The 19,096-nt window shown below is 58.2% G+C and carries 18 protein-coding genes, 1 tRNA gene and 1 pseudogene; 9 read left to right on the top strand and 11 right to left on the bottom strand.

Annotated elements, in window-relative coordinates; all coding sequences use genetic code 11:
- Positions 1–116: 116 nt before the first annotated feature.
- Positions 117–1,150: pseudogene (locus L904_RS01785) on the bottom strand (substrate-binding domain-containing protein).
- A 194-nt stretch (positions 1,151–1,344) separates the two neighbouring features.
- The gene (phoR, locus tag L904_RS01780; protein WP_035265064.1) at positions 1,345–2,616 is read right to left on the bottom strand and encodes a phosphate regulon sensor histidine kinase PhoR; all 1,272 of its coding nucleotides are present in this window, start codon (positions 2,614–2,616) and stop codon (positions 1,345–1,347) included.
- A gap of 233 nt (positions 2,617–2,849) precedes the next feature.
- On the opposite strand from phoR, the gene ppk2 reads away from it, so the two are divergent.
- Positions 2,850–3,731 (top strand): polyphosphate kinase 2, encoded by an 882-nt coding sequence (gene ppk2 / locus L904_RS01775; RefSeq protein WP_035265061.1) that lies wholly within the window; start codon positions 2,850–2,852, stop codon positions 3,729–3,731.
- 48 nt (positions 3,732–3,779) lie between these two features.
- Here ppk2 and L904_RS01770 read toward each other — a convergent pair whose 3' ends face one another.
- Positions 3,780–4,925 (bottom strand): hypothetical protein, encoded by a 1,146-nt coding sequence (locus L904_RS01770; protein WP_020811426.1) that lies wholly within the window; start codon positions 4,923–4,925, stop codon positions 3,780–3,782.
- A 255-nt stretch (positions 4,926–5,180) separates the two neighbouring features.
- Here L904_RS01770 and L904_RS01765 point away from each other — a divergent pair, with 255 nt between their 5' ends.
- The 4 genes from L904_RS01765 (at position 5,181) to L904_RS01750 (ending at position 7,099) form a co-directional block, all read left to right on the top strand.
- Positions 5,181–6,143 carry a nitronate monooxygenase family protein gene (locus L904_RS01765; RefSeq protein ID WP_020811427.1) on the top strand — a complete coding sequence of 321 codons (963 nt, stop codon included), beginning with the start codon at positions 5,181–5,183 and terminating at the stop codon, positions 6,141–6,143.
- Positions 6,144–6,279: 136 nt separating this feature from the next.
- Positions 6,280–6,355, top strand: a tRNA-Thr gene (locus L904_RS01760).
- A gap of 145 nt (positions 6,356–6,500) precedes the next feature.
- Positions 6,501–6,689, top strand: a complete 189-nt coding sequence (locus L904_RS01755; RefSeq protein WP_031234109.1) for a type II toxin-antitoxin system HicA family toxin — start codon at positions 6,501–6,503, stop codon at positions 6,687–6,689.
- A 5-nt stretch (positions 6,690–6,694) separates the two neighbouring features.
- Complete coding sequence (locus L904_RS01750; RefSeq protein WP_020811429.1) at positions 6,695–7,099, top strand: type II toxin-antitoxin system HicB family antitoxin; 405 nt, start codon at positions 6,695–6,697, stop codon at positions 7,097–7,099.
- Positions 7,100–7,151: 52 nt separating this feature from the next.
- Here the strand turns inward: L904_RS01750 and L904_RS01745 are convergent, their stop codons facing one another.
- Positions 7,152–7,370: a helix-turn-helix domain-containing protein gene (locus L904_RS01745; protein WP_035265168.1), complete on the bottom strand. Its 219-nt coding sequence runs from the start codon at positions 7,368–7,370 to the stop codon at positions 7,152–7,154.
- A gap of 195 nt (positions 7,371–7,565) precedes the next feature.
- Complete coding sequence (locus tag L904_RS01740; RefSeq protein WP_174055965.1) at positions 7,566–7,757, bottom strand: helix-turn-helix domain-containing protein; 192 nt, start codon at positions 7,755–7,757, stop codon at positions 7,566–7,568.
- Between the two features lie 114 nt (positions 7,758–7,871).
- Here L904_RS01740 and L904_RS01735 point away from each other — a divergent pair, with 114 nt between their 5' ends.
- The 3 genes from L904_RS01735 to L904_RS01730 all read left to right on the top strand — a co-directional run bounded on the left by L904_RS01735 (position 7,872) and on the right by L904_RS01730 (position 8,956).
- Positions 7,872–8,177: a hypothetical protein gene (locus L904_RS01735; protein WP_020811432.1), complete on the top strand. Its 306-nt coding sequence runs from the start codon at positions 7,872–7,874 to the stop codon at positions 8,175–8,177.
- Between the two features lie 60 nt (positions 8,178–8,237).
- Positions 8,238–8,396 carry a YqaE/Pmp3 family membrane protein gene (locus tag L904_RS26605; protein ID WP_020811433.1) on the top strand — a complete coding sequence of 53 codons (159 nt, stop codon included), beginning with the start codon at positions 8,238–8,240 and terminating at the stop codon, positions 8,394–8,396.
- A 317-nt stretch (positions 8,397–8,713) separates the two neighbouring features.
- Positions 8,714–8,956, top strand: coding sequence for a DUF982 domain-containing protein (locus L904_RS01730; RefSeq protein ID WP_020810557.1), 243 nt, complete (start codon positions 8,714–8,716; stop codon positions 8,954–8,956).
- A 93-nt stretch (positions 8,957–9,049) separates the two neighbouring features.
- On the opposite strand, the gene L904_RS01725 is transcribed toward L904_RS01730, so the two are convergent.
- The 6 genes from L904_RS01725 to L904_RS01700 form a co-directional block, all read right to left on the bottom strand.
- Positions 9,050–9,442: a PRC-barrel domain-containing protein gene (locus L904_RS01725; protein ID WP_020810556.1), complete on the bottom strand. Its 393-nt coding sequence runs from the start codon at positions 9,440–9,442 to the stop codon at positions 9,050–9,052.
- A 130-nt stretch (positions 9,443–9,572) separates the two neighbouring features.
- Positions 9,573–10,454, bottom strand: coding sequence for an AraC family transcriptional regulator (locus L904_RS01720; RefSeq protein ID WP_020810555.1), 882 nt, complete (start codon positions 10,452–10,454; stop codon positions 9,573–9,575).
- A 109-nt stretch (positions 10,455–10,563) separates the two neighbouring features.
- Positions 10,564–12,753 carry a TonB-dependent siderophore receptor gene (locus tag L904_RS01715; protein WP_020810554.1) on the bottom strand — a complete coding sequence of 730 codons (2,190 nt, stop codon included), beginning with the start codon at positions 12,751–12,753 and terminating at the stop codon, positions 10,564–10,566.
- Positions 12,754–12,932: 179 nt separating this feature from the next.
- Positions 12,933–14,609 carry an iron ABC transporter permease gene (locus L904_RS01710; RefSeq protein ID WP_020810553.1) on the bottom strand — a complete coding sequence of 559 codons (1,677 nt, stop codon included), beginning with the start codon at positions 14,607–14,609 and terminating at the stop codon, positions 12,933–12,935.
- A gap of 73 nt (positions 14,610–14,682) precedes the next feature.
- Positions 14,683–15,699, bottom strand: coding sequence for an extracellular solute-binding protein (locus tag L904_RS01705; RefSeq protein ID WP_003503602.1), 1,017 nt, complete (start codon positions 15,697–15,699; stop codon positions 14,683–14,685).
- Positions 15,700–15,848: 149 nt separating this feature from the next.
- Complete coding sequence (locus L904_RS01700; RefSeq protein WP_020810552.1) at positions 15,849–16,904, bottom strand: ABC transporter ATP-binding protein; 1,056 nt, start codon at positions 16,902–16,904, stop codon at positions 15,849–15,851.
- Positions 16,905–17,263: 359 nt separating this feature from the next.
- Between L904_RS01700 and L904_RS01695 the strand changes: the two genes are divergently transcribed.
- Complete coding sequence (locus L904_RS01695) at positions 17,264–18,976, top strand: long-chain fatty acid--CoA ligase (protein WP_035265056.1); 1,713 nt, start codon at positions 17,264–17,266, stop codon at positions 18,974–18,976.
- Positions 18,977–19,096 lie beyond the last annotated feature (120 nt).

Genomic DNA, 19,096 nt, shown 5'->3' with positions numbered 1-19,096 from the left:
ATCTGTAATCCATCGACAATCATGTGGATGGCGATGGTTAGGAACTGTCAACCGCGGACGACGGCCCAAGCGAAGCCGAATGAGGGGCACGGCAAAGCCGCACCCCTCTTTCTTCATTACATCGTGGAGCCGGCCGAGAACTTCGAGCGGATTTCTTCGCGCTCTGCATCCGGAGCAGCAACCAGACCGTAGTTGGCGAGCGGGGAATCCGGGCCGATCATTTCGTCGGAAACGAAGAACTCGACATATTCCTTAAGGCCCGGGATAACGCCCAGATGAGCCTTCTTCACGTAGAAGAACAGCGGGCGGGAAACCGGGTACTTGCCGCTGGCAACGGTTTCGGTGGACGGAACGACGCCCGAAACAGTCGCGACCTTCAGACGGTCAGCGTTGTTTTCATAGAAAGCGAGGCCGAAAACGCCGAGGCCGGTCTTGTTGGCGTCGATACGGGCGAGCGTTTCGGTGTAGTCGCCGTCGATGTCGACTGCAGCGCCGTCCTTGCGGACTGCAACGCACTTGGCAGCAGCCTGCTTGGCGTCGGTGACGATCTTCTTGATGGCGTCGGTGGCGCCGGCTTCCTTGCAGCCGTCAGCCATGATCTTCTCTTCGAAGACTTCGCGCGTGCCGTGCTTGGAGCCCGGGATGTAAGCGGCGATCGCGACGTCAGGCAGTTCCTTGTTGATTTCCGACCACTTCTTGTAGGGGTTGGCAACGAGCTTGCCGTCCTTGACGATTTCAGCGGCGAGAGCGAGGTAAAGATCCTTCGGCTCGAGCTTGATGTCCTTGTTGGACGAGTCCATCGCGAAGACGATACCGTCGTAGCCGATCTTCACTTCCTGAACGTCGGCAACGCCAGCAGCCTTACAGGCGGCCAGTTCGTCGCTCTTGATCTTGCGCGAAGCGTTTGCGATGTCGATGGTGCCTCGCCGACGCCCGAGCAGAACGCCTTCAGACCGCCGCCCGTGCCGCCGGACTCGACAACCGGAGCCTTGAAGTTCGGGAAGGTTTCGGCAAAGGTCTCGGCAACGATCTTGGCGTAGGGCAGAACCGTGGAGGAACCGGCAACCTGGATCTGGTCGCGAGCAGCGGCGGCGCCAGCGAAGGCGACAGAAGCCACCAGAGCTGCTGCGGAAAATTTAACGATGTTCATTTGTCTCTCCCGTCGTGGGCTTTGTTGTGGACGCAGCCGATAGCGACACTCGCTCTTAGCTTGCGCTCGGCGACCTTTTCTTAACCACCGTAGCCCCATCCTTTTATGTCACTTTGACGAAAGATTTGTGACAATCTAAATTATTGATTTTATTTATAAATATCCACACATTAAAAGCAGATGCATATTTTATGTCAGAATCTCACGGTGAAGTCCGTGCCGCTGCCCAATTCCGATTTAATGATGAGGCGGGCGCGGTGGCGGGTGAGGATATGCTTGACGATGGCAAGCCCGAGACCCGTGCCCTTTTTCGAGCGGCTGTCGGCGACGCTGACACGATAAAAACGCTCCGTCAGGCGCGGCACATGTTCGGCGGGAATGCCCGGCCCCTTGTCGATGACGCTCACCTCCACCGGCTTGCCGGGCTCGGCGCGCAGCCAGACATCCACGACCTTGCCTTCCTGGCCGTATTTGCAAGCATTTTCAACGAGGTTCTGGAATACCTGCACCAGTTCGTCGCGGTCCCCCTGCACCTCTGCCGGCCGGTCGGGCAGGTGCAGCGTGATGGTCACATCCAGCTCGTCGGCAAGCGGCAGCAGGGTATCGCGCACATGGCCGATGACGGGAACGAGATCGACCTTCTGGTCGGGCGCGATGTTGGCCCGCAATTCCAGCCGCGACAGGGACATGAGATCGTCCACCAGCCTGCTCATGCGGGTTGCCTGATCAAGCATGATGGCAAGGAAACGTTCCTGCGCCTTCGGATCGTTGCGCGCCGGCCCCTGCATGGTTTCGATGAAACCGCGGAGCGAAGCGAGCGGCGTGCGCAATTCATGGCTGGCATTGGCGACGAAGTCGCTGCGCATCCGGTCGATGCGGCGAAGCTCCGAGACGTCGCGGAACGACAGGATATAGAATGGCGGACCTGCCCCCTCTCCCATATCCGCACGGGCGATGCGGACGATGAAGACCCGTTCGGAAGGGAAGCGCTCCGAATGTTCGACCTGGTTGGGCTGGCCGGTGGTGATGGTTTCGCGAATGACATCCAAAAGGCCGGGAGAGCGCAACCGGGCGGAAATATGCGCCCCGGCGGGCAACTGGCCGAAGGCGCGCTCGGCCGCGCCGTTCTGAAACAGCACGCTGGCGTTCCTGTCGAGAATGAAAACGGGGGTATCCAGAACCGCGAGGCCCGCCCTTACGCCGGAAATGACGCTTTCGCCGGGCACTTCTTGCTCATCTGCGTCCGCAGCCGGGCTGCCGTCCTTTGCGGGAGCCGCCGCCGGCCCCTCCCGAGCGGCGAGGATGGCAATGACGGCGCAAAGCCACAGGGCGGCGGGCATATAGGGCGTGTTGAGCTCGGCAACGGCCACGATGGCGAGCATGCTGACGATGAGAACGGGCAACCAGTTTCGGCCGAGCTTCCTTCCCAAACGCCTTAATCCACCATCGCCTTCCATGACTGCCATTTCAGCCTGCTCTTTCCACTTTCATCTGACAGCGCATCGAAATCTCATAGGCCAGCTTCATGACAGAGATTCATCATCGCGCATTTTCCACAACGTATATGCGCAAAATCAACGCGGCAATCGCTCCCGCCGCCGCATCCCGGTCAACCGGTCCTGTTTCACTTGAATTCTGGCAATGGATGTGAACTCATTGGCGGCGAGTTGCCTTTACACAACAACATCTGGAGGAACCCATGGGCGAAGAAACGAAGAAGCGGACGGTCGAGATCACCATTGGCGGCAAACTGCGCAGCTTCGACATCGACAATCCGGTTCTTCCTGAATGGGTTGAGGAAAAGAAACTTTCCGCCGGCAATTTTCCCTACGACAAGAAGATGAAGCGGGAAGACTATGACACTGCCCTCGAGGCGCTGCAGGTGGAGCTGGTCAAGGTGCAGTTCTGGCTGCAGGCTACCGGCAAAAGGGTCATGGCGGTTTTCGAGGGCCGCGATGCGGCGGGCAAGGGCGGGGCGATCTTCGCGACCCGGGCCTATCTCAACCCACGCTATGCCCGCGTGGTGGCGCTGACCAAACCGACGGAAACCGAACGCGGCCAATGGTATTTCCAGCGCTATATCTCGCATTTTCCGACCGCCGGCGAATTCGTTCTCTTCGACCGCTCCTGGTATAACCGCGCAGGCGTAGAGCCGGTCATGGGTTTCTGCACGCCGGAGGAACACAAGCGCTTCCTCAAGGAAACGCCGCGTCTGGAAAAGATGCTAGCCCATGAAGACATCAATCTTTTCAAATTCTGGCTCGACATCGGCCGCGAAACGCAGATCGAACGCTTCCATGACCGCCGCCACAGCCCGCTGAAATGCTGGAAGCTTTCGGATATGGACATAGCCGCGCTGACGAAATGGGACGACTATACGCAGAAGCGCGACGAAATGCTGGAAAAGACCCACACCGATGCCGCCCCCTGGACGGTGGTGCGCGCCAACGACAAGCGCCGCGCGCGGGTGAACCTCATCCGCCACATTCTTCTTGCGCTCGACTATGAGGGCAAGGACAAAAAGGCAATCGGCGAAATCGACGACAAGATTTTGGGATCTGGGCCGGATTTTCTCAAATAGGACCGGAAGACGCTGACAGGCGCCTCCATTCGAGACGCCTGTTTTCCCTTACTGGCCCGGCAGAATGCGCACGGAATAAAGATTGACCGGGCGGCCGCTGCCATCGATATCGCTGTTGATGAAGATCCTGCCCGGCGCATTGGGAGCGAGAGATCGTTCGAATGTCGTGTTCAGCAGCATGTCCGCGCGCTCGGCCGTGGCGGTGAAGCGGTGGCGGGAGCAATCGCCCAATGTCGCGAAATCGCAGGCGACGGACACCTGGGTCTGCCGGTCGCTGGAGGATTGCAGCGTGATCGAAATGGTCGAGGACTTGCCCGCCATATCCCGCATCACCTCCACCGGAACCTCGACGCTGACCGCGCCATCCTGCGAAACGCTTCTCGAGGTCACCTTTATAGCCTTGCCGGCGGGTGTGGCGATGTTTTCGACACTGGCGCGCGGGCCGGCCGAAACACCGGAACTGCCACGCTCCGCATTGAAGACTTCCACCCAGTCATCGGAAAAACCACGGCCGGCGGAAAGGCTCGGCGCAGGCTCCGTCCCGTTGAAATCCTCTGCCTGCACCTGCGCCGGCGGATTGGGCACGCTGGTATCGCGCTGCTCCGGAGAGAGCAGGAGGCCTGAGGAATAGACCCACCAGGCCCCGAAACCGATAAAGGCCAGAAGCGTCACGTAGATGAAAAGCCGGGCGAAAAGACCCCGGCGCTTGCGGCGGCCAACCGCGCCCTCCGGACGGAAGGCAAGCGAGGAGGCGCCCGCGCGGGAACCTCTCTTCGGCGGCTTGCCATTGCGCTGTCCCGCACTCAGCGGCTCCGGAGCAGCGGCGGCCCCCGGCCGCACATCGCGCGTTTCGCCACGCAGCTCCGGCTCAACACCCATATCGTCGTGGTGGGGCGACTGCGAAACGGGGTCGACCGAGTGATCGTCCTGCGCCGGACTTTCCGGTGCGGGCGGGCGCAATTGCTGCTCCACCCTGTCCAGAAGCCGGTTGCGCTCTTCATTCTCGATCTGGTGGATCAGGCCTTCAAGCCGCTGGCGCTGCTGGGAGACAACCTGCGGATCGTCTATGCCCTGCTTGCGCAGGCCCGCTTCCAGTGCCTGGCGGGAGGATTGGTAAATCCGTGCACGAACTTCGGCGTTCGATCTGTCCGATTTTTCCAGAGCATTTCTGATTGCCGTTTCCAGTCCGCTCACGACCGATCCTTGTTCTATTGCGCTTTGCAAAAAATATGCGGCGCTGCGCCATGGGTTCACGATTCGGTAACGGCTATACCGCCCCTCCGCAAGCATCGTTTGTGATAAAGACCGGATTGCCTTGGGGAAAATCAATTCATTGTGGCGCTACGAACGCAGATTCGAGAGGCGAATGCCACGCTGTTTTCGCTTTCAATCTGCTGCTGAACGCGATATTGACTTACGTGCGCGTAAACGTAATTCGTGGGAGGAGACATGCTACCGTCCGTGCTGAAAGACAATCTGCGTCTTCCGGTCATAGCATCACCGCTATTCATCATTTCACATCCGCAGCTGACGCTGGCGCAGTGCAAGGCCGGCGTCATCGGTGCTTTCCCGGCGCTCAATGCGCGGCCCGAAAGCCAGCTCGACGAGTGGCTGGCAATGATCACCGAGGAGCTTGACGCTCACAACCGGGCCAATCCCGAGCGCCCGGCGGCGCCCTTCGCGGTCAACCAGATCGTGCACATGTCCAACCGACGGCTGGAGCATGACCTCGGCCTTTGCGTGAAATACAAGGTGCCGGTGGTGATTTCTTCGCTTGGCGCGGTGCCCGAGGTCAATGCGGCCGTGCATTCCTATGGCGGCATCGTGCTGCATGACGTCATCAACGACCGCCATGCCCGCTCCGCCATTCGCAAGGGCGCGGATGGGCTCATCGCGGTGGCGACGGGTGCCGGCGGACATGCGGGCACGCTTTCGCCCTTCGCCCTCGTTCAGGAAATCCGCGAATGGTTCGACGGCCCGCTGCTGCTGGCCGGCGCCATCGCCAATGGCGGCTCCATTCTCGCGGCGCAGGCTATGGGCGCGGATATGGCCTATATCGGCTCCCCCTTCATCGCCACCGAGGAAGCGCGCGCTTCCGAAGGCTACAAGCAGGCGATTGTGGACGCGCAGGCCAAGGATATCGTCTATTCGAACTATTTCACGGGCGTACACGGCAACTACCTGAAAAGCTCGATCGTCGCCTCCGGCATGGACCCCGACAATCTGCCCGAAGCCGATCCTTCGAAAATGGACTTCGAAACGGTCTCCGGCGGCGCCAAGGCCTGGAAAGACATCTGGGGCGCGGGGCAAGGCATCGGCGCCGTCAAGGCGGTGGAACCGGTGGCGGCGCTCGTCGATCGTCTGGCAAATGAATATGAAACGGCCAAAAAGCGCATCTGCGGGAAAGGCTGAAGGCTCCGGTAAACAATGGACAGGCAAAGCTTTTTGCGGAAATTTCAAAACCAGCACATTCAAGGCTTGAAATCCGTCAGCATTGCCTGTATCAGCCCGCCATGAAGCTGATCCGCACCAAACGGGTCACAATCGGGCCGCTTTAGCTCAGTTGGTAGAGCACGTCATTCGTAATGACGGGGTCACGTGTTCGAGTCACGTAAGCGGCACCATTTCCAAATAACAAATCCATTTCAAAGCGCTGGGTTGCCAAGCCTTGTCTCTATCCGTCTTTACGCGCGTTAGAGGGCAGAAAGGTTTATTTTCGCAGTCCGCCAATTGTTGACTTTTCACATAATTATGTGTATTTATACACATATGAAGAGCGGCGATATCATTTCGGTATTGAAGGCGGACGGCTGGTACGAGGTGAACACCAAAGGTAGCCACGTTCAATTCAAACACCCTACGAAACAGGGCCGTGTGACCGTTCCCCATCCGAAACGGGATTTGCCGATAGGCACGCTCAAAAGCATTGAAAAACAATCCGGACTGAAATTGAGGTGAAAACAATGCGTAACTATATCGGGCTGATCCACAAGGACGCTGATAGCGATTACGGTGTTTCCTTCCCTGATTTTCCCGGTGTCGTGACTGCCGGCACCGATCTTGACGATGCCCGCCGCATGGCGGAAGAAGCCCTGGCGCTCCATGTTGAGGGGATGATCGAGGATGGGGAAGCGATTCCCGAACCGTCGTCTCTCGATACGGTGATGGCTGCCCCTGAAAACAGGGATGGCGTCGCCATTCTCGTCGCTCTCAGGACAGAGAGCAAAAAATCCGTTCGCCTCAACATCACGCTTCCGGAAGATGTCCTGAAGGAGATTGACGCCTTCGCTGAATCGAGAGGGCTAACACGATCCGGGTTTCTTGCGCGTGCAGCTAAACACGAGATGTCGAACGCAAGCGGCAAATAATGATCGGCTACGCCGCTTAGAATGGTGATCTACGTCGATCGATGATGGGTTTTTATTCACCGTTGTTGCACAACAAGTCGGCGGTCGTCGTGTTCAGCGCTTCAGCAAATTTTGCGACCACGGTGATGGTGGGGTTTCTTACCTGCCGCTCAATACCCGATACATAAGTTCGATCGATTTGTGTTCGCGAGGCAAGTTCTTCCTGCGAGATATTCAGCCGTTTGCGGGCCGATTTGATATTTCGGGCCAGGATCGCGCGTACATCTTCCATGAAGGCAATAAGTGCGAATGACGACGATATGCCCACGTACTATGAGTCTCATTTTTGGTTGTCATTTTCAAAATGTTGACTATATACTACATTAAATTTGCCGGAGATGGCGGACGATGTGGGATGCTTTAATTGCTGCATTACGGTCGCTGCCCGTCTTTTTTGGCGGCAAAGTAATCGTCTTCGTCCGCTCGACTAAATTTGCCGCAATATCAGCAACTCTGCCGCATCCGTTTTTAAAGCGGAGGCAATCTGCTGCATGGTTTCGAGCGTTACATTTATCTGCCCCGCTTCAACCCGGCTTACATAGGCCTGATCGGCCTCGATGCGCATCGCAAGCTCTTCCTGCGAAATGCCGAGCGCAACCCGCTTTTCCTTTACAGCCAATCCGAAGCGTTTCTTTATCTCCATGAACGGCACAAGGCCGTTGCGCGAAAAATTTCTCCATGTATTTTAATACATATTTGATTTCGAGCCACCTGCCACCTATGGCGCAAGATCATGAATGATTACAACTTTTGGGCGGACCTTCTGGATACATTCCAATCATCGCCGGACTGGATCAAGGCGTTATGGCTATTGATTCCTCCCTGCTTCCTGCTGGCATTGATAAGAATTTTGGTGCGTTATCGCCTCGCCAGCAAGCAACTCAAGGCGAAGCTTGTCGATGAGTTCGTCTTTCCCATTGATCGTCGGCCTGATGGTCATCTGCAGATTATCAGGCACCGACCAGAGATAATCCGAGAGTCGGCAATGCTGTTGCTGGATGAGTCTTCACCCAGTTCCCGCGATCACCGGAACCTTTGAAACCAAACCGCCCACCACACGTTCTCCGGCAGGTCATAAACAACTGGAAAGCCTGTCATCGTGGACGTCATTCGTATCCTGATCGCCATCATCCTTCCGCCCGTCGGCGTGTTTCTTCAGGTCGGGCTTGGCCTGCATTTCTGGCTGAATATTCTCCTGACGCTGTGCGGTTATGTTCCCGGCATTATCCACGCGATCTGGGTGATCCTGCGGAGGTGACATCCGCTCTCACCGGCGATGGGACGCCCGCAACATTTTAGTACGTGATTAAATTCTCATTGGCTGCTGGAACCTCATCTTCTCCCTCACGTTATGGTGATGACACCAGCCAAGGAGAAAATCATGAACCAGATCATCTACATCGTCGGCCTCGTCGTCATCGTTCTGGCGATCCTGTCGTTTTTCGGCTTCCGCTGATCCCCGTTGTCAATTCGATCGCTTGCGCATATCCTAAGCAGCAGTGACACACGACTGCGTTCATGGGTTGCTTCGCTGTCGGGTGTATTTCGGGATCGCGTTGCTCTGGGAGGTGCACGATGAAGAACGAGAGATGGACAGAGCCTGTCGAGGTCAATCTCGAGGCGAATGGCAAGAGTGTCATCGCCGGCCCCTTCGAAGCGTTGACATTATTGACCGAAGGCTGGCCCAAAATTCGCGGATTGAGCTTCGTGAGAGCGAGAAGCGCCTGCCGTGCCGCCCTTGACGGACGTAAATCGCCCGAAGAAGCACGAAAGTGCTTCACAGATGCGGTTTCCGAGATGCAGAAAAACCCGCATTGACGCACCCAAAAGAAAACGGCTCCTGAAAAGGAGCCGTTCTTTTATTTGCGACGCTTTCGGTGATCAAACAGCCGGAAGCGCTTTTCCTTGGCCTTACATCCAATAGGGTGCGACGCCGTAATAATCGTAGACCTTGCGGTCCTTGGCGTTCAGCAGGTCGTTATCATCGAGATTGGCGAAGTGCGGCGCGTTTTCGATCTCTTCCTTGGTGAGATCGATGCGGTAGCCGTCGAGTTCTTCGTCGTAATGCAGCTTTTCCCAGGGCAGCGGATAATAGTCGTCACCGATGCCGAGGAAGCCGCCAAAGCTCAAGACCGCATAGGCCACGCGCCCGCCGCGCTTTTCCAGAATGATGCGCTGGATCGAGCCGATATGCTTGCTGTCGGCGCCGTAGACGCGCGTGCCTTCCACCTTGTCGCTGGCGATCAGGCTCGGCGTATCCTTGACATAGGGGTCCTGTCCGGCGCGGGGTTCCTGATGCATCATGTGCCTTTCCTCCTTGATTTTCCTCGTTTGTGTCACGTCTGGTAAACCCCTCGACGGACAATTCGTTCCGCGGCGTTTCAGGTGCTTCGGCGGGAATTTTTTTGAAGGAGAATGGAACGAAAACGCGTCTTTATTGGCGGATTTTCTGCCAGACGGAGGGAGAAACACCGACCATCTTGCGAAAGACGCGAGAGAAATGCGCCTGATCCGAAAAACCGGCGGCAATGGCGATGTCGGTCAGCGCCATGTCGGTCCGCATCATCAGTTCCTTGACGCGATCGATGCGCGCCTGCATCTGCCATTGGTGGGGCGGCACGCCGGTGGAGGCCTTGAAGGCATGGCTGAAATGCGATTGCGACAGGTTGGTGAGTTCCGCAAGTTCCTCCAGCCGGATCGACCGCAGGCAATGTTCGCGGATGTAATCCGTCGCCGCCCTCAACTGCCAGGCGGCGAGCTTGCTGCGTTTTTTGACCGGCTCCCGCTTCACTTTCAGGAAATCCGTTAATAGCGCCAGCACGAGGCTTTCGCCATAAAGGTCATGCAGCGGATCGGGATTATCACATTCGGCGGCAATCAATCGCGCCAGCGCCAGCAGGCGCTCATCCTCGAACATCAGATGCGGATCGAGCAGGCTGTGCGGATCGAAGCCCTGCACCAGCCGCGCGCCCAGCAATCCCGCATCGAAATGCAGATCGAGGTGGCGCACGAAGGAGACGTTGCTCAGTTCGGCATGCACATCCAGATCGGCAGGCACGAAGGAAATACGGTTCGCCTTGGACGAACCGTAATTGTCGCGGCGGCAGCGGTTCATCATGAACCGGCCGTCATCCGTCCCGTCCATGTCCAGCAGGAAAACGAAACGCGGATCCTTGCCGACATAACGGCCGCCCGCCTTCGGGGCGCAACGCACATCCCAGAGATCGGCGACGATGCCGTTCCACACCCGCGAGCGCGGGCCGCCGATGACGGCAAAGCCCTCGATCTCATTTTCCATCCGCACGCGGAAAGCCATGGCCTCTCGATCCCGCAGGGCGCCATGGCGCCACTATAAACATGATAAATCTATTCATGTTTATAGTGGCAAACTGCTTTCCCCGCAACTGCCGGCCTTCGGCCAAGCCTTACCACTTCTTGGAAAGCTTGAAGGTGATGGTGCGGCTATCGCCCCAGCCGCAGACGGAGACGCCGGCGCAGCTCTTCACATATTCCTTGTCGAAGACATTGGCGACGTTGATCGATGCGGTCCAGTCGTTCTTCTCGTAGCGGATTGCAGCGTCGAAGACGGCGGCATCCGGAACACGCAGCGTATTTGCCTCATCCGCCCAGGATTTGCCCTGATACCTAACGCCGCCGCCGAGGCTGAGACCTTCCAGCGCGTCTGTGGTAAAGGCATAGTCCAGCCACAGCGAGGCGGTGTGGGCAGGCACGATCCATGGCGATTTGCCGATAAGGTTAGGATTGGCGTCGCGGGTAATCTCCAGATCCGTATAGGAATAAGAGGCGAGCGCCTTCCAGTTGTCGGTGAGATTGGCCTTGGCCTCCAGCTCGAAGCCGGTGGATTCCACCTGCCCGAACTGACCGCTCGTGGTCACGCCGCCGGCCGTATAGGAAACGATGGCATTGTCCTTGACCAGCTTGAAGACGGAGGCGGTGATGCTGCCGTCGAAGAAGGTCGGCTCATATTTGATACCGGCCTCGAACTGGTGTCCCTCTTCCGGCGAAGCGGGAGTGCCATCCGCAAGCGTATCGATGAGCGGATTGAAGAAAGTGGCCGCCGAGACATAGGGTGTCAGGCCATTGTCGAATTCATAGGCGAGACCGGCGCGGCCGCTCAGCGCATCGTCATTGGAGCGGCGGGAGAGACCCGCAGGGAGCCTATTGTTCAGCTCGGTGTCGACATAGTCGTAACGGCCGTTCAGCGTGACCAGCCAGCCATCGCCGAAGCGCAGCTGGTCCTGCGCGTAGATGCCGATCTGCTGCTGGGTCACGATATTGTCGGCATAGACGAAATTCGTTCCCTGCGTCGAGCCATAGACCGGGTTGAGCGCACCGATTGCATTCGATCCGCAGCAGGCCTGCACCTGGTCCAGCCGGTAATATTTATAGTCGAGACCGAAGAGCAGAGAGTGATTGACCGCGCCGGTATCGAACTGGCCTTCGACCCGGTTATCCACGCCGAAACTGTCGACTTTCGACACGCCATCGTAACCGAAGCGAGTCAACATATAGTCGTTGGTGGTGGCATCGAGGATCGGCTGGCCGTTTGCATCTGTATTGGCCCAGCCGCCGGCATAGGGTCCGGTCTCATGCTTGTAGAGGTGGCCATAGCGGGCGTTCTGGCTGATCTTCCAGCCATTGTCGAATTCATGGCTGACCTCGTAACCCACCATGGACTGGTAGACGCGGCCATTGTCGATATCCGGCTCGCCATAAAAGGCCTTGCGGTCGAGCTTGCCGAAGGGCGCGTCGACCACGGTGCCGACATAAGGCAGGAAGCCGTTGCCGATATGAACCTGATCGAGCGCCGAGAAATAACCGTAAAGCGTGGCACTTGTCTGCGCGTCCGGCTCGAAGGTGATCTGCGGCATGATGAAGCCGCGCAAATCCTCGGAATAATCGGTGTAATTGTCGCCGCCGGAGACCTTGCCGGTGACGCGGTATTTCCACACGCCTTCACCATCGACCTTGTCGCCGAGATCGAAACCGAAGAAGGCATTGCCGAAATTATTGATGCCGATTTCCGTTTCGCGCACCGGCTCATCCTGCGTGCGCTTGCGGACCATCTGCACAATACCGCCGGGATTGGCGCCGCCATAAAGCACCGAGGCAGGGCCTTTCAGAACTTCCACGCGCTCCAGACCGTAGGCATCCATCTGGAAACCGCCGAAACCGTAGCTGAACAGGTTCAGACCATCCAGAAACACGCCGGTCTGGGTGGCCTGAAAACCGCGAATATAAATCCAGTCCGTATCCGGGTCGGTGCCGAAGGGCTCCGCCGTCACACCGGGGGTATAACGCAGTACCTCGTCGATTTTCGTCACTGCGCCGCGGTCATCCATTTCCTGGCGGCCGACGACCGATACGGATTGCGGAATATCCCTGGTTTCCGTCTCGGTTTTCGAACCGGTCGCACTTTTCTTCGCGACATAACCCCGGACCGGACCTGTCGCGTTTTCCGCGCCCTGCCCTTCAACGGTAATCTGCTGCAGAACGGTCGTGTCCTGCGCGTGGCCCATCGCTGGCGCCAGCAAAACAACGGCGGCCGTGCCCAAAGCCAGACGGCTCAAAAACATCCCATGCAAATTTTTCAAGATATGCCCCGAAACAGATCGCAGCCGATGTCCAAATTCGACAGGCCGCGGCACCTCAATTAAGCTGAGTATTTACATCAGGATTAAGGCAGGATGCTTGTCGTTTTCTGGCGGGATTTGAAGCTTATTGGCCTCTCGCACAGTTTTGCGCCCGTCATTTATCGGACAGGGCTTCGATATCAGCCCTTGCGCCGGCCGATCCTTGCAAGCTGCATGACCGGAAGCATGCCGATGACGACGATTGCCAGCGCTGCGATTGCCGCCTCCTCATAGGTGCCGCGCGCCGCTTCGCCATAAAGATGGGTAGCGAAGGTTTCGAAATTCAGCGGCCTCAACAGAAGCGTGGCGGGAAGCTCCTTGACGCAATCGACAAAGATCAGCAGCGCCGCTGCCGCAAGCGACGCCTTGGATAGCGGCAGATGAATCTGGCGGAATGTCTGCGTCGCGGATCGTCCGAGCGTTCGCGAGGCGTGATCGAAGGATTGCGGTATGCGGCTGAGGCCGGCATCCACACCGCCCGCCGCAATGGTGAGGAAACGCGCCGAATAGGCATAGATCAGCGCCGCACCGCTGCCGATGAAGATGAGGCCGGTAGAGATGCCGAACCAGTCACGCATGGTCTGGTCGACAAACCGGTCGAAGCCGCCAAGCGCGATCAGCACGCCGATGGCGATGACCGTGCCGGGGGCCGCATATCCGACCGTCGAAAGCCGGTAGGACCAGAGCGAGAGACGCCCCGGTGCAAGACGCATGGCGTAGGCAACCGCAAGGCCGAGGATCAGGGTGATAACCGTCGCCAGGCCGGCAAAGACGATGGTGTTCAGAGCTTCATCGGCAAAGCGGGCGGAGAGGCCGCTGAAACGGAACCGTTTCCATGCCTCGATGACGAGATAGCTGGCCGGCGCCACAAAGCCGATCAGGACCGGCAGGCCGCCGAGTACGAAAGCGGCCCAGCCCTTCAGGCCGTTGAGTCGCAGCGGCTCCAGTTCCCTGCTTTTCTGCGCCGAAACCGCATAACGCTGCTTGCGCCGCGCCCAGCGCTCAAGCGCCACGAGGGCGACAACGATGAACAGCATGGAAAGCGCGATCTGCGCCGCACCCGGCAGGTCGGATTTCGTGACCCAGGTGGTGTAGACGGAAACGGTGAGCGTGCGGACGCCCAGAAACTCCGATGCGCCTATATCATTCAGCGCTTCCATCAGGGCAAGGCTGATGCCGACCGCAATCGCCGGGCGCGCCAGCGGCACCGCCACCTTGAAGAAGGCCGCGCGTCTGGAAACGCCGAGCGTTCGTGCCGCTTCCAGCAGGTTGCCCGCCTGCGTCAGGAACATGGCGCGCACGGGAATATAGACATAGGGAAACAGCACGAAGCCGAGAAGGACGATGCAGCCCGTCATGGACCTTATGTCCGGCAGACGAAATTCGCGCGGGCTGGAATAACCGAGCAGCCAGCGGATCGCGCCCTGCACCGGTCCGATGGGATGCAGAATATCCAGATAGGCGTAAGCGACGATATAGGTGGGCATGGCCAGCGGCAGCAGCAGCGCCCATTCCAATATTTTGCGGCCGGGAAAATCATAGGCGGTGACCAACCAGGCGGCATAGGTTCCGACGACACCGGCCAGCAGCCCGACCCCGGCGAGAAGGATCGCCGTATCCGGAAGCGCCGTCCAGAGCACGGTCGAGCCGAGATGCGCCCACAGGCCTTCAGAACCCTGCAACGCCTGCGATACAAGCGCCAGAACCGGCACCATAGCGCCGCAGACCGCCAGCACGGAGAGGCACAGCCACCAGAAGGAGGATGAAAACCTGGCTCGGGCACGAGGTGTCAGTGGCTGGATGGCGTCTGGATTCATGTGCTTTCAGAAAATACGCGGAAAGGCGCCCGCAGATGCGAACGCCTTTCACCAAGTTATCGCTGATTGGCCTTTACTTGTCGAAACCGACCTTGTCGACCAGCTCGCTCGCCTGCTTGCGGTGCGAGACGATTTCCGTCAGCGGCTTGTTATCGATCTTCAGCGTGCCGAAGGAAGCGATGATCTCGTTGAGAGCCGCACCCTGCTTGACCGGATATTCGTAGTTGGCTTCAGCATAGATCTTCTGGGCTTCGTCGGAGACGAGATATTCCAGCAGCTTGACGGCTTCCGCCTTGTTCGGTGCATTCTTGGCCACGGCAGCGCCGCTGATATTGACCTGCGTGCCGCCATTCTTGAAGGTCGGCAGAACGACCTTGATGGCGTCGCCCCACTTCACCTGCTCCTCGCCGCCCTTGCCCGAGCGCATCAGGCCGACATAATAGGAGTTGGCGATGCCGATATCGCAAATGCCGCCGAGGATGTCCTTGGCGACATCGCGGTCGCCGCCGCCTGCCTTGCGGGCCAGGTTTTCCTTGACGCCGGCAAGCCACTTCTCGGTGTCCGCAGCGCCGTAATGGGCGATGTAGTCGGCAAAGAGCGCCGTGTTATAGGGGTGCTGGCCGGCGCGAATGCAGACCTTGCCCTTCCACTTCGCATCCGCCAGATCTTCATAGTTGAAGGAGGCGAGATCGACATCCTTCGCCGCATAAAGAACGCGGGCGCGCATGGAGAGCGCGAACCAATGGCCCTTGGCATCACGAAGTTCAGCCGGGATAGCCTTGGTCAAGGTTTCGGATTCGACCGCCTGGGTGACACCCTTTTCAGCGAGATCGACGAGGTTGCCGGCATCCACCGTCATCAGAACGTCGGCAGGCGAGCTTGCGCCCTCGCTCAGAACGCGCTCGGCAAGACCGTCCTTCAGGAACACGGTGTTGACCTTGACGCCGCTCGAGGCGGTGAAGGATTCCAGAAGCGGCTGGATCAGGCCCGGTTCGCGGGTGGTGTAGATGTTGAGTTCCGCAGCGCTGGCCGTTCCGGCTGCAAAGGCAACCGTGCTGGCAAGCAGGGCAAATCTGGTAAATTTCGTCATGTTTTGTCTCCCTCTCCGATAGCGGCAATATAGAGGGAGCAGACATCATACCTGATGACCCAAATCAAGTTTTATTTCTCTGTTTTTCGCGCGGATTCGATCACCAAGAGTTGAAAATGGAGCGGAAATAAACATACAAATCCGCTCACTCAACTTGCAGTAAATATCAGCACTCCCTTGGGATCGATACCGAAACGCACCGCTGTCGTCCTGGCGGGTGTGCGCTGCATTGTCCTGACACGCAGATCGGCCGACAGTCCGGGCACGGCTATGCCAAGCTGCTCGATCTCCCCCAGGAAGACACGGCTCGATATTTCGCCGGCAATTCCTTCTTTCGCCGCACCGTCCTCGATGATCGAAATCGCATTTGGGCGAACATAGGCAATGGCGGCGAGACCGTCAGGCAGATCGGACGCGTCGCCCAGAAGCCCGAGCGGCGTTTCGACGCGACCCTGTCTTACCCGGCCTTCGATCTTGTTGAAGGCGCAGAAAAAATCGGCGGCATAACGGGTTTTGGGATGATCGTGGATTTCGTAACCCGTGCCGCTCTGCACGATGCGCCCGCGCTGCATCAGAACCACACGGTCGCCTGCGGAAAGCGCCTCTTCCGGATCATGCGTCACCATGATCGCCGTCGTGCCCAGTTGCCGCAACAGGCCGAGCGTTTCCTCGCGCACGCTGTCGCGCAATCCCCTGTCCAGATTGGAAAAGGGTTCGTCCATCAGAAGCAGGCCGGGCTGCGGGGCAAGCGCGCGGGCGAGCGCCACACGCTGTTGCTCGCCGCCCGAAAGCGTATGCGGATAACGTTTCGCCAGTTCCTGCAGGTGAACATGTTCGATCATCTCTGCGGCGCGGCGGCGGGCTTCCACCTTCGGCAAAGACCGAAGACCGAACATCACATTCTGCTCGACGGTCAGATGCGGAAACAGCGCATAATCCTGAAAGACAAAACCGATATTGCGCTTTTCCGGCTCGACGAAAACAGCGGGGCCGGCAACGGCAGCGCCGTTCAGGGAAACGCTGCCATGGTCCGGCGTCTCCACGCCCGCCACGATGCGCAGCAAGGTCGATTTTCCACAGCCGGAGCGTCCCACCAGACAAATGATTTCGCCGCGTTCGACGGAAAGATCGATATCGGACAGCACTTCCGTATCGCCGAATCTCTTCCCGACCGATTTCAGTTCAAGCGCTGCCCTGCCTGCCATTTCCAATCCTGCCCTGCTTTGCGAATTATGTTGATCGCTCAAATCAGGATTAAAGTCAAAAAAGCCGGGCAAAATGCTTTTCCCTTCACGAGTTGGCGAGATGTGCGGCAGCAATATTGACGTTTACGTTAGAGTTAAATAGGCTTTGCCGACGAGATGGACGTCAAGGGATTACGCGTCTATCATTCGTCACCGGGGAGCGAGAGGAGCGGTCGATCCGGTGACGCCACAGGGAGTTCCCTCAACCCGGCCGATTGAGCCGGCTGAATGCGGGAGCTTCGTGAACATCAGGCAGCCGAAAGCGCCCTTCACGCGTTTCAAGGAATGCGCGGCGCGACAAAGACTCTGGGAGGAGAAGCATGAGTGAACTGTCCTTGGGACACCCGGAAAATGTCAGCGCAGAGAAGCGCTGGCTGGCATCCTATCCGCCGGGCGTACCTTCCGAAATCCCCGCATCCGCCCATGCCTCCCTTGTCGAACTTCTCGAAAAGAGCTGTGCGCAATTTGCCGACCGCAAGGCCTTTTCCAGCATGGGAAAGTCCCTGACCTATCGGGAACTGGACGCTGAAACCCGCGCGGTCGCTGCCTGGCTGCAATCCAGAGGGCTGGAAAAAGGCGACCGGGTTGCCGTGATGATGCCGAATATCCTGCAAAATCCCGTCGCGGTATACGGGATCCTGCGGGCGGGGATGATCGTGGTCAATGTCAATCCGCTCTACACACCGCGCGAGCTGGAACATCAGCTCAAGGATTCCGGCGCAAAGGCGATCTTTGTTCTGGAAAACTTCGCCCATGTGGCCCAGCAGGCGGTGCCGAAAACCGCGGTTCGGCATGTGGTCGTCGCGGCGATGGGCGATCTCCTCGGCCTGAAGGGACATATCGTCAATCTGGTGGTTCGCAAGGTCAAGAAACTGGTGCCCGCCTACACCATTCCCGGTTCCATTAGCTTCAAGGCGATGCTGAAGGAAGGTCAGGGATTTTCGCTGAAGCCGGTCAGCCTTACGGCGCAGGACATCGCCTTCCTGCAATATACCGGCGGCACAACCGGTGTATCCAAGGGTGCGGTTCTCACCCATGCCAATCTTCTGGCCAACAAGCTTCAGATCAGCCTGTGGCTGGACGCCGCCTTCAACGGCCGAAAGGACCGCCCGGAAGTTCTCAACTTCATCTGCGCGCTGCCGCTCTGCCACATCTTCGCATTGACGGTGAATTCGCTGATGGGCATTGCGCTCGGCGGTCATAATCTGCTCATCGCCAATCCGCGCGACATTCCCGGCTTCGTAAAGGAGCTGACGCATTATCAGCCGCATATTTTCCCCGGCATCAACACGCTTTTCAACGCGCTGATGAATAATGAGGATTTCCGCAAGCTCGATCTGTCGTCGCTTATTCTGGTTCTCGGTGGCGGCATGGCAGTGCAAAGGCCCGTTGCGGAGCGCTGGCTTTCGATCGTCGGCTGCCCGATTGCCGAAGGTTACGGTCTTTCCGAGACATCGCCCGTTGCAACGGTCAATCGTCTCGATTCGACGGAATTCAGTGGCACCATCGGTCTGCCGATTTCCTCGACCGAAATCGATATTCGCGACGAGGACGGTAACAGCCTGCCGACAGGCGAAGTCGGCGAGATCTGCATTCGCGGACCGCAGGTCATGGCCGGCTACTGGCAGAGGCCGGATGAAACCGCCAAAGCCATGACGGCAGACGGCTTCTTCCGCTCCGGCGACATGGGGTTCATGGACGATCGCGGTTATACCAAGATCGTCGACCGCAAGAAGGATATGATCCTCGTTTCCGGTTTCAACGTCTATCCGAACGAGGTCGAGGAAGTGGCCGCCAGCCACCCGGGCGTGCTGGAATGCGCCGCCATCGGCGTTCCCGACGAACATTCCGGCGAAACCGTCAAGCTTTTCGTCGTCAAGAAGGACCAGTCGCTGACGGAAGCGGAACTCAAGGCCTTCTGCGCCAAGAACCTGACAAATTACAAGCGGCCGAAAATCATCGAGTTCCGCACCGAACTGCCGAAATCCAATGTCGGCAAGATTTTGCGACGCGAATTGCGCAATCTGAACTGAGCGCTTCGAAGCCAATGACGAGAGCCGGGAAACCGGCTCTTTTCTTTTATCGCGGCCCTTTTCTTTTATCAAAGTCGCCTTGATTTGGCCGCCTGAAAAAGAATAGTTTCCTCATCCTTC

Source organism: Agrobacterium sp. LY4 (assembly GCF_001526585.1).
Taxonomy (GTDB): domain Bacteria; phylum Pseudomonadota; class Alphaproteobacteria; order Rhizobiales; family Rhizobiaceae; genus Agrobacterium; species Agrobacterium leguminum.
Note: the sequence above shows the minus strand (reverse complement) of the source record. Positions and strands in the feature narration are given on the sequence as shown.